Source organism: Planctomycetota bacterium (assembly GCA_016235865.1).
Classification (GTDB): Bacteria; Planctomycetota; MHYJ01; order JACQXL01; family JACQXL01; genus JACRIK01.
Genome location: JACRIK010000003.1, coordinates 229,979 through 241,994, shown reverse-complemented (window position 1 = coordinate 241,994; position 12,016 = coordinate 229,979). Strand labels below are relative to the sequence as shown.

The following is a 12,016-nucleotide window of genomic DNA, read 5'->3' as shown; positions in this document are numbered from 1 at the left end:
ACTGCCGGGACAGGCGCGAAGCACACTCCGCAGAGACCGGGAAGCGAATAAATCCCCCTCACCTTTCTCCTCTCCCCCTTGGGGAGAGGTTGGGTGAGGGGAACATTCTGTTACATTATATAACCTAAGATGTATATCACCAATTCCGTCGAGTTAGTACCAGCTACATAGGCCTGTCTTAGAGCCAGTTGGAACGAAGTGACTTACTGACTCTTAGATCCCGGCAGTCTTTGCCGGGGCTACACAACGTATCCTAATATATAGATTACCAGCTCAGTTGAGTTTATTCCTGATACATATGCCTGCCAGAGCAATGTTCGGTTGTCCGCCACCGGCATCAGGACTGATGCCCCGTTCGATATCCCCGGCGCGTTAACCGGCGGAGCCATGACCTGCAAGGCATATTCCGCGCCCAACTGGCGAAAAATGTAGGCCATCATTCCGCCATCCGTATAACTCTGGGTGATACAGGCGATTGAGACGATAACCCCTTTGGTGCCGACCGGGATGATTGCGGAAAGGTCAACGCTGGCCGGAACGGTCGTTGAGGTAATCCCGCCCTGGTCCAGCGCGGTCTGTGGCGTTGGGAACATAGTCAGGGTATCCCCGCCGCCCACGCCCGGGGCCAGTTTCTCGGCGGTCACTGCGCCGTTAGCTATCTTAGCGGTTATTACACTGTCTACTGCCAACTCGCTACTGGCTACTGCGCCAGCCGCTATCTTGCTGGCGGTTACAGAATTGGTGGCCAGTTTGGCATTGGTTATTGCGCCGTCTTTTATCTTGACCGTTTCGACACTGTCTACTGCCAACTGACTCGCTCCTACTGCGCCAACCGCAATTTTGGCATTGGTCACTGCCCCGTCCACGATATCAGCCGTGTTGACCGAGCGGTCCGCCACCTTATCCCGGGTAATGGCCCCGTCCCGGATTTTTTCCGTGGTAATGGCCCCGTCCTTGATGTCGTCCGTAGCCACGGCATCAGCCGCGATGTGGTCTGATGTCACGGCATTAGGCGCAATCTTGGTCGAGGTCACGGCCGCATCCTTTATTTCCGCGGTAGCAACCCCGGGCGACAGAGGCCGGGCCACGGCGCCAAAGGTCAGCTTATCCGGCGTGATTGAGCCGTCCTTAAAACTCCGGGTCTCGATGGTGTTATCCGCGATTTTCTCGCCCGTGACTGCCTTGGTGGCAATCTTGGGCGTTGTGACTTCAAAAGGTTTCAACATATAATTCTCGCAATCTTTGCCACGAAGACACCAAGACACGAAGAAGTTAGTGTGTATTCGTGTTAATTCGTGGTTAATTAATCTTTGCCACAGAGGCACAGAGGGCACAGAGTCGTACGCCATCCGTGTCCATCTGTGTTCATCTGTGGTTGCTGTCTTACGGCATTGCCACGTTGATTTCCAGCTTGAAGGTCGCGCCGTCCCGGATGAACAGGCAATACGACTTAAGCGGGTCAACCGTCGGCTGGAAGGCCGTGTAGGCCGCGTTCTGCAGGCCATTAATGAAATCATTAATGACCGTGTTCTGGGCCAGCATCACGTCCGTGTCAAAATTGCTTTTGACAATCAGGATTCCGGCCTGAACCAGTTTGGCCAGCAAGCCCGACTTGAACAACTGCCGCAGTCCCGGACGGGTCACGTCCACCGGACCGCCGGCAATTATCTGGTCGCCTTCGCGCAGCAGACCGACCGTCTGCTCGTCCCCGGTCAGGAACAGCACGGTCAGCGCGGCCACGCCGATCTGGCGCACGTCGCCGGTGAACCGCAGGGTGGTCTTGGCCACGCCGTCGCCGTAGGCATCTATGCCCTTGTCCACGCCGTCCTTATAGCGCTTGGCATCCACGCCGTCTATCGTCTCGAACTGGAAGTCCCAGCCGGTCTGGTACTTGTCGAAGGACTCCATTATCTTGCTCTCCTGCATATAACGGATTTCCTTGCCCGAACGGCCGTGTTCCGAGACGTAACCGCCGGCCGACAGGGCGTCGGCCAGTTTCCGGTATTTCTGGGCCGAGGCCTGGGCCAGTTTGGACTGGTAGTCGCCGTCGTTGGCCAGTTTCAGTTTCCGGTGGCTATCGGCCTTGGCCGACTTGGACTTGGTGGTATCGCGCCAGTCCGCGGTCGTCTCCTCCATCGGCGTAATCCTTATCGGCACGATAAAGAACGCCTTTGCTCTTGTAGCCATGTTAAGCTCCAATTCTTGGAACCACGAATAAACACGAATTAACACTAATCCGTGAAATCAGTGGCTATGGTTAATAATGTTTACTTCATCACCAACCGGAGCCGGGGCATCGGCCATCCCGTCCCACACCCCGGAGGATGGTCCGGCTGGTAACGATTTCTTATTAATTAGCCCCCTCACCCTACCCTCTCCCTCGAGGGGAGAGGATTAAGGAGAGGGTGATTTTTCTTAATCTGCGAAGCGACAGCGCAGTCCCGCCCTAGCGGGATGGCTAATCTGTTTCGCGGTTGCATTTCTCCATATCCAGGAACAGATATTTCATCAGGTTCCGATGGAACACCTCGTCGAACCGTTCCGGGTCGTCCCAATAAATATCCGGCGGGGTAATCTGGTCCCGGCGGGCGAAGAGCAGTATTTCCAGCACGGCATTACGCAGGTGCGGCATTTTCCGGGCCAGGGTATAGAGCCGGCGGATGAGCCGGGTGCGTATCCGGTCAGATTCCGGCTGTTGGCGGCACAGGAAACTGGACAGATGGCGCAGGTCCTCGAAACTCTGCAGGAATTTGACGTAGCCCTTGACGCTGTCAAAACTCCGTTTGTACAGTCCGGGCCTTTCCCAGACATTCTCCGTGATGAACTCGTACGATGTCTCTGCTAACATAGGGCACCATCCTTTCTGGAACCACGAGATTAACACGAGATTTGCACATGATTATTTCTTGTGGGCATCTGGTGAAATCTTGTGGTTATCTAAGAATTTATAAATCTCTCCTATTGGCACCACACCTGCCATCGTAGTCACCAACTGTCCGTCATAGACCTTGACCCAGACAGCGATTCCGATTACCTCATATTCGTAGGCGTTCCCGAAATCATCGGGACTCCGTTGCGACTTCGCGTACACCGGTCCGCCGGAGTTACCGGGCAGGATGGGACAGGAAACTTCCCAGTGAAGCGTAGAGCGTATAGCGTTGAGCGTGGAATCCTCTATACTCGTGATATGTCCAAAAGAAGGCCTTGGTTTAAGACCGAGAGAACACCCCACGGCCCAGACGGGAGCAAAGAGATACGGGATATAATCCTTACCTGCTAACTGAGCGGTGAATATTTTATCCTCTATGCTCTTGGCTCTATGCTCTATGCTTATCAGTGCCAAATCCCTGGCCGTATCCGTAATTACTACTGTCCCTGTGATAACTGTTAAGTTATAAAGTTCTACATCAACTATGCTCTGGTCTTCCACCACATGCGCGGCGGTCAGTATTGCTATTCCCTCTACGCTATACGCTCCACGCTCCCCTGAGCAAAGCGATGGTCGGGAGCACGCCGAAGGCGGCGCACCGGGAGGCACGCTTATCACTACCCCGCTACCCGTTCCGCTATCCGATGTGATTCGGACCGTCGGGTAAAGCATCCGCTCGTATTCCTCCTGGTACGGGTTTCTAACAACAGGATTTAGCGGATTAATCGGATTAACGATTATTATTTCCGTTTCTTCACGCTCGGAGTTTATACTGAACGAAGTGAATGTACTCAAAGCTAACGCCATCCCCAGCACCCCATAAACAACCAATCTCTTAATCATAAGTTCCCCCTTAATCTGTGGAATCTGTGAACTCCGCAGAGACCGCGATAGCGAAATCTGTGGTTGCCTTTGATTCTCACGTAAGGGTCAGGAAGGTACCCCTATGTCGCCTTTTTTCTTGTGCGTCGGACGGTCTGAACAGCCGTAACCCATTTAAATCACTCAGGGATAGGTAAGATGGAAAAATCTTCGTCAATCTGGAACCGGGGTCGAAAAAAAGCCACCGGAGGGGGCAGGGGGTGGGTATACTACCCCATAGGTAGTCATAGTCACGGGCTTAGGTAGTAGTAGTCAGGGGCATAGGTAGGCATAGTGGCCAGCTTAGGTAGTAGTAGTCACGGGCATAGGTAGGCATAGTAGCCAGCTTAGGTAGTAGTAGTCAGGGGTATAGGTAGTCATAGTGGCCCGCTTAGGTAGTCATAGCCAAGGGCATAGGTAGCCATAGTGGCCCGCTTAGGTAGTCATAGCCAAGGGTATAGGAAGCCATACTGGACAGCATAGGTAGTAGTAGTCAAGGGCTTAGGTAGTATAGGTAGCCCCTTTCGGTAGTGGTATATAAGAGCGTAGGCAGGGGTAGTCCAGGGCTTAGGTGGGGTGCCGGGTCGGAAATTAAATATAGTGTCTCTAGAATTTATGTTATCGGCTTGAACTTCTATATAAATAGAACTTGTTGACTTTTCGGTAGTGGTATGGTAGATTTGGACGTATAAAATTGAACTCAATAATTACGTTAAATAACTAACGAGATTACACGAGAAATAGTCTAGCATTATGAGCAGAGATGATTTTGATAAATCAACAAAAGAGATTTTAGCCAAACGTGTGGGCTACAAGTGCTCCAATCCAAAGTGTGCGAAATTAACTAGCGGGCCACAAGAATCTGTTGATAAGGCTCTTAATATCGGTGTTGCCTCTCACATTACCGCAGCTTCCCCTGGTGGGAAACGATATAATGCATCTCTTACGGAAGAACAGAGAAAATCGATAGAAAACGGAATTTGGCTTTGCCAGAATTGTGGAAAATTAGTTGATAATGATGAAAAAAGATATCCCTGCGATTTGTTGTTACAATGGAAAAAGAGTACCGAAGAAGTAGCGCTCAAAGAAGTTGAAGGAAGCGCATGCAAATTAGACCAAGAGGAAAACTTAATCAGCTTTTCTGAACTGCGAATAGAAAATATCCTTGATAAAGATGGAGAAAAGAAAGCTAAATTCTTCCGCTCTGCCGGACCCAAATGGATTGATTTTGAGCAAGGCTTTGTTGCCAAGAGGGCAGAAGAAGTAGATAAAATATTGCAGCAACTTGAATCCAAGCGGATTGTATTTATTAAAGGTCAGCCAGCATGTGGAAAATCAGTCGTGCTGAAATGGGTTGGTTATGAACTCGCCAAAGCTGGAAAGAATGTTTCCTTGATTGAATTAAGGATGAAAACGGAGGTCATTCCACCCAGTGAGCTTAAAAAGTTATACAATAATGAACCTGCATATTTCTTGATTGACGACGCGCACTTTAACTTATCTTATGTTAGCGATATAATAAGAACGATAGAAACGCATAAAATTCTTATTGCTTTAAGAAGTATCAAAGGTCAGGCAGAAGGTCAAAGATTTGGTGAAATAGACGAGCGTCTTGGGGAAGGGATTGAACTAAAACCAGAATCAGTTGCTGATAATATTATAGAATTATTTCTTAGTCAACATGGCCAAAAAACCACGCCTGAGACTAAAGCCCTATTAAAACAATACCGAAACAACTTATGGATTTTAGGCTGGACATTGGGGACTCTTCAAGATGAAAACTTCAAAAGCGTTGACAAAGATAAAGTCCTTCAAAAAGTAGTTAAGTGGATGCAGAAAGAATTAATAAATGATCATCCCAAATACAAGAACCAATTAATAAACGCCCCCGATGTATTATTGCCACTTTGTGTTTTCAATAGATATGAGATCCCAGTGAATAAAGAACTCCTTACTAGGATATTAGAAATAAAAAATGATGATATTGATGCTTTAGTCAGCATAAATGAAGTTGTTGCAACTACAGAGAAGAATGGGGTAATGCTTTCGCTCCATCATTCAGCTCTTGCTGATTTATATTTTCAGGCAATTAAACAGTATGATTCTCTAGGAAAAGAGGTTAAAAAGAAAATAAGAGAAAAAATTGGGAATGGCGATTGGTTCGGGGGACTATTTCATACCTATATTCAGAGTCATCCATTAGCTTCTGGGGGTATCATCAGAGGATTGGATAGGTGGGCAAATGATTCTCGGGAAAAGGAATTCCATCGTAGTCTCATTAATGAAATAGTCAAATCAAATTCAAATCACGAATCAATTGTATATGGAATACAATGCGAACCAGATATTAATCAAATTACCTGGTTTGTTGGACGTATCTTTCCCGCAAGTGATGAGGTTGCAGAGAAAATGATTCCGGCAATTGCTTCAAAAATAGAATCTGAATCAGACATTAATAAGATAAGCTCTTGCTTTAGTGTTTCCTTCAATATCAACCAAAGAATTGCTAAAAAGTTAATTGGAAAATTAGATGCAAAAAGACTAAAGGAAAAGATAGAGTATGAGCCGGATATTGAGAAAATAGGTTGGTATATATGCAATATTTCAAAGGCAAACAAAAAAGTTGCTTCAACATTAATCCCAGTGATTGCTTTAAAAATAGGTACTGAGCGAGATGCAAATAATGTTTTTTCCTGCCTAAAAGGGATTGTTGATGCGAATAAAGAGCTTGCTAAGAAATTAATCAAAGAATTAGATATGGGCAACTTGAAGGTAAAGATGGAGTCCGAGCCGGATATTGAAAAAATAGGTTGGTTTATTAGTATTATTATGAGGATAAGTCTGGGGGACGCTAGAAAGTTAATTGATTCCGATAATCTAAAAGCGAAAATAAAAGCAGAGATAGATATTGAGAAAATAGCTCGATGCGTAAATCAAATTAACGATGTGAGGGCAGGAATTGCTAAAGAGTTAATGAAAGGATTAGAAGTTAGTAACTTGCGCGATAAAATAGAATCTGAAGCAGATATTGCAAAAATAAGCCTATGTATCAACGCTTGGGCAGATAAAGAAATTATTAAAGAGTTGATTGAAGAATTAGATACGAATAACTTAAAGGTAAAGATAGGTGCTGAAGCGGATATTGGAAAAATCGGATGGCTTATTAGTATTATTGTAGACACAAGCCAGGATGTTGCTAAAAAGTTAATTGATTTCAATGGCCTTAAAACCAAAATACAAGCCGAGCCAGATATTGAAAAAATCGGTATGTGTATCTCTTCGATCTATAAAGCAAGCCACGAAACTGCTAATGAATTGATTCCGTTGGTTGTCGGGAAAATACACGCCGAGCATAATATTAATAAAATCGGCTGTTGTGTTATGCATTTTGATGAGGCAAACAAACTCTCCTATCTTTATAAGCACGGTTTTTTCTGTATTCATCAATTGAAAACATTCTTACCCTTTGTTCCCATCTCTACGGATGGAGCTTTTTGGCGCAGTGGCAAGAAATTTGCTAAAAACCTAGTTGGCATGCTTGTACCAGAAAATGCAATAACTACAGAGACAAGAGACGAAATAAAGAGATTAAAAAATAGATATGGTGTTGGATAGAGATACCGAGTGCAAACCAATGGTCGCCAGTGAGTAAACACATTATAATAAATATCAATAAATCTTTATATTTTTCTTGACAACCTGAAGAAATATGATAACTATACAATTATGATAACCGTGTAATTATAACAGTCGGGAGGATTATATGGCACCAAAACCAACAGTTGATGACCTGAAGAGAATCCTTGATACAGAAGACGAGGTTCCAATCGAGATTATGCCAAATGGAGAAATCCGTCCTCGCAACCCAACCAATAGTCTTGAAATTGGCAAGAGACCTATAACATATAAAGAAGACCTTGGTGGTGAATATTATATAGAGGGATAAATATGGATTTATATCTTGTTCAGCGGCAATTTAACGATGCAAAGGCATATTTTCAGAATATGGATTTGTACCAAACAAGAAATGGCAAGATTTGTGTTAAGGTCGCACTTCAGCCGTCATACCAGATTTATGTTATTTCTATACTTTTTCCTGACAGTTATCCATACGAAATGCCCTCAGTTAATATTGATAAACCAGACGTTTTATCTGGGCCTCATCGTTATAATACAGGGAATATTTGTTACTTGCATCCAAGTATGTGGAATCCTGGTCAACATAATCTCTCATTCGTTATTCAACGTACAGCCAAATGGATTAATAAATATGAAGTCTGGAAAAATAGTGGGGTTTGGCCGGGAAGATCAATCGCACATTAAAGAAAAACTATGGAATTAGATTTTAAAACTCTGACAATGATGGAATTGCGGAGTTCGCCCGGAGAAATTCTTGACCGGGTGTATGAAAAGGGTGAAGCATTTATTATCGAGAGGAGCGGGAACCAAAAAGCGTGTTTAGTACCTATTTGGTATTTTTTGCCGGCTATACCAAAAGAAAAAGTCGACAAAGAAATAGACGAATTGCGCAAAAATGGGGAGGAACCAATATTAACCCTTTCAGAAAACAAGGAGTTAGAAATAATTTTTAGAGAAATTAATGGCAAAGATAAAATCACTCTGAAAATTGTACTTCCTCACGGATACCCCAATAATGCTCCAATGGTATATGCTCAACCTATTGAGAATAACGCGCCACATCGTTGGAAGAATGGCGCGCTCTGTATTTTTGGCGCAATGACTAATTGGAATCCTGGTAAGCACAATATTGCCTTTGTTTTAGAATTGGCTAGGAAATGGCTTTCTAACTATAAAGAATGGCGCGGAAAAGGCAAGTGACTCAATCAAACGCAGAATAATAGATGAATAACAATAAAATATTCGAAAGAATAAAAAAACTTTTTGATGTCGGTTTATTGGGTGATGCCAAGGTGCTTATCGCTGGTTGTGGTTCCGGCGGTGGAAGTCTTGCTTTACAACTGGCAATGTCAGGTATTCGAAATTTTACTCTTATAGACAAAGACATCCTTGGATTAGAAAATGTTATCCGGCATGTGTGTGGAATTAGATTTGTCGGCAAGAAAAAAGTTGACGCGCTTGAGGAAATTCTTTTGGATCGCAACCCCGCAATTAAAGTCGGGAAATTAGACGTAGATATAATGCATTACGACAATCTTGAGTCAGAGATAAAAAGTCATACAATAGTCGCTTTAGCCACCGACAATGAACCGACACGATATTTAGTTAATCAGCTTTGTGTACGGAATAAAATTCCATTTGTGGTAGCCCGAGTTTTCACCAGGGGAATTGGAGGCGAGGTATTTATCTACCGCCCAGGTAAAGGGGGATGCTTAGCATGCCTTGAAGGAGTTCTTGCAAGAACTAATTTCCGCCAGGGCACAAGGGAGATAGACCTTGTTTCTGAGAAAGAAAGAGAATTAATGTATGGGATGGAAATAGCAGAAATAAAAGACTCGCCGGGGCTCAATGTCGATATATCTTTTATTACGGCATTTCATACCAGATTCATTCTTGATGCGATTGCAGAAACGTTGCCGGAACGGCCTAAATATATGCAGGCACTCCCGGATAATTATATTGTTTGGGGTAATCGTCCAACGCCACCATTTAAAAAACATTTCCAGATTCAGCGCATTGATTTAAAACCTCAGGAAGGATGTCAGGTATGTTCGAACGAAAGAAGATAGAAACAATGCAAATTAAGATATCGATTTGCAAGGATGTGCTGGAAGCTATCTTTGATGAGTGCGATAAAAATAAAATAAATGAAACTGGCGGACGTATTGTTGGATTCTTTGCTCAACAGGATAATAAAGTAGAAATAAAAGTTTGCGCATTAATTGCCCCGGGGCCAAATGCACGCAAGTCGCCGGTTAGTTTTTTTCAGGACGGCGAATATCAAGAAATGATTTTTAGGAAGATAGAATCGTCATATCCAGAAATCGAAGCTCTTGGTAATTGGCATACACATCATGTTAATGGTTTGGATGCCTTAAGTCGAGGAGACATTGAAACATATACTAGGACCGTTAATCATACTAAACATAATATAGACTTCTTTTACGCGCTTTTAGTTACATCTAAGAATGACGCGTTTTTTAAACATGGAAGATATATAGTTAAGCACTTTTTATTTAAAAAAGGAGCTGTGGCAGGCTTTGAAATCCCCCATTCCAAAATAAAAATTATTAAAGAGCCAGCGATTTTTATTGATCGAGGAGAGGACGCAGATGAAAGACCTAATAAAGAAGTTCTGACTGATACTACAGCTACAAGCCAAATAGCGATTAAGCAAATCCGCACTCGAGACAAAGAGATTATTTCCAAAATGTATCCAGATATCGAGACTTTCCTTTCAAAGCAAACTAATAGCATTTTATGGAGGGGGAATATTAAATTAATTGATGATTCGCTTGTAGAAATTCTAATTGCGGAATCAATACTTGAAGATAAGCCATTATATTATATAGTGGTTAGCAGTCCAAATGGACAATTTTTTAAATGTAATAAATTGTATATGGAGCGCAGTTTTGATTCAGCTTGGAAAGCATTATACTTATTCGAGCGTGATTTAAATCGTGAAATATTTAAAGGAATAGAAAACTCGCCTAAGATCAAATCAGGTGAACCTGAACCTTTTTCTTAACCGTTTAATTCGTAATCTGTAATCAAGGGGCACATACCAATTTCTCTTGGCACTATCCCTCTGAGTAACGGGATAATCCGCCGTAAGGTTCTCGCCCGTTCTTGAACGGGCTTGCGAACCTAACGGTCATAGCGCCCTCGCCTTTAACGCCATTCGGATTGTACCTCTTTTGCCCGGTTAGCGCCTAACCTTTCCTTCTAACATAAATAGTTCGTGTAGCTTTTTCTGCAATATTTTCTTGGGTATTAATTTCGTCTTGTATTCTGCTACCAGTGTCGGAGAAAGATGGCGGCTGAGGGCATATTCTACAACCTCATCGTCCTTGGATTTGCATAGGATAATACCCACGCTGGGGTTTTCTTCTTCTTTCCGAACATCCCGGTCCAATGCTTCAAGGTAGAAATTCATCTTGCCCAGATATTCCGGCTTAAAGTCGTCTATTTTCAGTTCCACCATAACCAGACACTTAAGACCGCGATGGAAGAAAAGAAGGTCAATGAAATAATCATTGTTGCCGACCTGAATCCGGTATTCCTGGCCGATGAAGGCGAAATCTTTCCCGAACTCAATGATAAAATCCTTTAAGTTTGAGACAATGCTTTTCTGTAATTCTTTTTCGCTGTGGCTTTCCGGAAGGCGTAAAAAGTCCAAAATATAGGTGTCTTTAAATACCGCAGTAATATCTTTATGGGTTTGCGCCATCAGTGACGGCACTTTTTTCCTTGAAATCATTGCCCGTTCATAGTAACCGCTGTCTATTTGCCGTTCCAGTTCGCGCGAACTGTATCTTTCCCTAATTGAAAGCATTAAATAAAATTTACGCTCTTCTTTTGACCTGGTTTTAGAAAGAATCAGCAGGTGATTTGTCCAACTGATTTGTGTCAGCAGTGCCGACACAATCTTATTGTCCGGATAAACCTCATAAAACTGCCTCATTCGGTACAATCCTCTGCGGTTAAATCCTTTGAATTCCGGATGGTTGGTTTGTATGTAGTCAGCCAGTTGGTCAACGACGGCATCACCCCACTCGGCGGATGCGATTTTTCCGCTGATATATTCGCCGATGTTCCAGTATAGTTTCACCAGTTCGGTATTTACGCTTTTTATGGCGTTAAACCGCGCTTTATGGATAATATTTACGACCTCAGCAAACTGCTTATTAAATCGTTTCATCAATTTCATTACTGATACTCCATAGGATTAGCCGGAGCCATATTAAGGTTCTGGCTGTCAATAAATGCGTAATTGTTCTGGTGTAGCTTCATTTGTGTTTTTGTTTGGATATGATTTTACCAGTATACCTGGTTCTGTCAACATTTTTCTGTGGCTTAGCTGCCAACCCCGAACCGGGCCTTGAGCCGGGTAAGGAGAAAGGCAACCACCCCGCTAGGGCGGGACTCCGCTGTCGCTACGCAGATAGATACGGATTTAACGGCGGGTTAATTCGGGCGGTCGGGCCTATTATGTTGCTTAATCCCGATGGTAAACATTATTTTACCAATAATAAAATATTTTACTTGACAGATTCGCCGTTATCCGCTATATAGTGTTTTGGCTGT

The 12,016-nt window shown here is 43.7% G+C and carries 11 protein-coding genes; 6 read left to right on the top strand and 5 right to left on the bottom strand.

The features are described 5' to 3' along the window. Positions 1–239: 239 nt before the first annotated feature. The 4 genes from HZA49_02505 to HZA49_02490 form a co-directional block, all read right to left on the bottom strand. Positions 240–1,226 carry a hypothetical protein gene (locus tag HZA49_02505; protein ID MBI5778308.1) on the bottom strand — a complete coding sequence of 329 codons (987 nt, stop codon included), beginning with the start codon at positions 1,224–1,226 and terminating at the stop codon, positions 240–242. A gap of 157 nt (positions 1,227–1,383) precedes the next feature. Further along, the gene (locus HZA49_02500; GenBank protein MBI5778307.1) at positions 1,384–2,187 is read right to left on the bottom strand and encodes a hypothetical protein; all 804 of its coding nucleotides are present in this window, start codon (positions 2,185–2,187) and stop codon (positions 1,384–1,386) included. 271 nt (positions 2,188–2,458) lie between these two features. Continuing rightward, positions 2,459–2,848, bottom strand: coding sequence for a hypothetical protein (locus tag HZA49_02495; protein ID MBI5778306.1), 390 nt, complete (start codon positions 2,846–2,848; stop codon positions 2,459–2,461). A gap of 51 nt (positions 2,849–2,899) precedes the next feature. Then, positions 2,900–3,772, bottom strand: coding sequence for a trypsin-like peptidase domain-containing protein (locus tag HZA49_02490; protein MBI5778305.1), 873 nt, complete (start codon positions 3,770–3,772; stop codon positions 2,900–2,902). Between the two features lie 771 nt (positions 3,773–4,543). Here HZA49_02490 and HZA49_02485 point away from each other — a divergent pair. From HZA49_02485 to HZA49_02460, 6 genes are all read left to right on the top strand, one after another. Then, a complete protein-coding gene (locus tag HZA49_02485; GenBank protein ID MBI5778304.1) occupies positions 4,544–7,405 on the top strand; it encodes a hypothetical protein in 2,862 nt (953 codons plus the stop codon). Between the two features lie 148 nt (positions 7,406–7,553). Beyond that, complete coding sequence (locus tag HZA49_02480; GenBank protein ID MBI5778303.1) at positions 7,554–7,736, top strand: hypothetical protein; 183 nt, start codon at positions 7,554–7,556, stop codon at positions 7,734–7,736. A 2-nt stretch (positions 7,737–7,738) separates the two neighbouring features. Beyond that, complete coding sequence (locus HZA49_02475; GenBank protein MBI5778302.1) at positions 7,739–8,113, top strand: hypothetical protein; 375 nt, start codon at positions 7,739–7,741, stop codon at positions 8,111–8,113. Positions 8,114–8,122: 9 nt separating this feature from the next. Further along, the gene (locus tag HZA49_02470) at positions 8,123–8,629 is read left to right on the top strand and encodes a hypothetical protein (protein ID MBI5778301.1); all 507 of its coding nucleotides are present in this window, start codon (positions 8,123–8,125) and stop codon (positions 8,627–8,629) included. A gap of 23 nt (positions 8,630–8,652) precedes the next feature. Beyond that, positions 8,653–9,498, top strand: a complete 846-nt coding sequence (locus HZA49_02465; GenBank protein ID MBI5778300.1) for a ThiF family adenylyltransferase — start codon at positions 8,653–8,655, stop codon at positions 9,496–9,498. Beyond that, positions 9,477–10,457, top strand: a complete 981-nt coding sequence (locus HZA49_02460; protein MBI5778299.1) for a hypothetical protein — start codon at positions 9,477–9,479, stop codon at positions 10,455–10,457. Before HZA49_02465 ends, HZA49_02460 begins: the two co-directional genes overlap by 22 nt. A gap of 177 nt (positions 10,458–10,634) precedes the next feature. Here the strand turns inward: HZA49_02460 and HZA49_02455 are convergent, their stop codons facing one another. Beyond that, positions 10,635–11,639: a DUF1016 domain-containing protein gene (locus tag HZA49_02455; GenBank protein MBI5778298.1), complete on the bottom strand. Its 1,005-nt coding sequence runs from the start codon at positions 11,637–11,639 to the stop codon at positions 10,635–10,637. Positions 11,640–12,016: the final 377 nt, after the last annotated feature.

Coding starts and splice junctions, on each gene's coding strand:
- HZA49_02505 (MBI5778308.1), bottom strand. CDS start 1,226: ATGTTGAAACCTTTTGAAGTCACAACGCCCAAGATTGCCACCAAGGCA.
- HZA49_02500 (MBI5778307.1), bottom strand. CDS start 2,187: ATGGCTACAAGAGCAAAGGCGTTCTTTATCGTGCCGATAAGGATTACG.
- HZA49_02495 (MBI5778306.1), bottom strand. CDS start 2,848: ATGTTAGCAGAGACATCGTACGAGTTCATCACGGAGAATGTCTGGGAA.
- HZA49_02490 (MBI5778305.1), bottom strand. CDS start 3,772: ATGATTAAGAGATTGGTTGTTTATGGGGTGCTGGGGATGGCGTTAGCT.
- HZA49_02485 (MBI5778304.1), top strand. CDS start 4,544: ATGAGCAGAGATGATTTTGATAAATCAACAAAAGAGATTTTAGCCAAA.
- HZA49_02480 (MBI5778303.1), top strand. CDS start 7,554: ATGGCACCAAAACCAACAGTTGATGACCTGAAGAGAATCCTTGATACA.
- HZA49_02475 (MBI5778302.1), top strand. CDS start 7,739: ATGGATTTATATCTTGTTCAGCGGCAATTTAACGATGCAAAGGCATAT.
- HZA49_02470 (MBI5778301.1), top strand. CDS start 8,123: ATGGAATTAGATTTTAAAACTCTGACAATGATGGAATTGCGGAGTTCG.
- HZA49_02465 (MBI5778300.1), top strand. CDS start 8,653: ATGAATAACAATAAAATATTCGAAAGAATAAAAAAACTTTTTGATGTC.
- HZA49_02460 (MBI5778299.1), top strand. CDS start 9,477: ATGTTCGAACGAAAGAAGATAGAAACAATGCAAATTAAGATATCGATT.
- HZA49_02455 (MBI5778298.1), bottom strand. CDS start 11,639: ATGAAATTGATGAAACGATTTAATAAGCAGTTTGCTGAGGTCGTAAAT.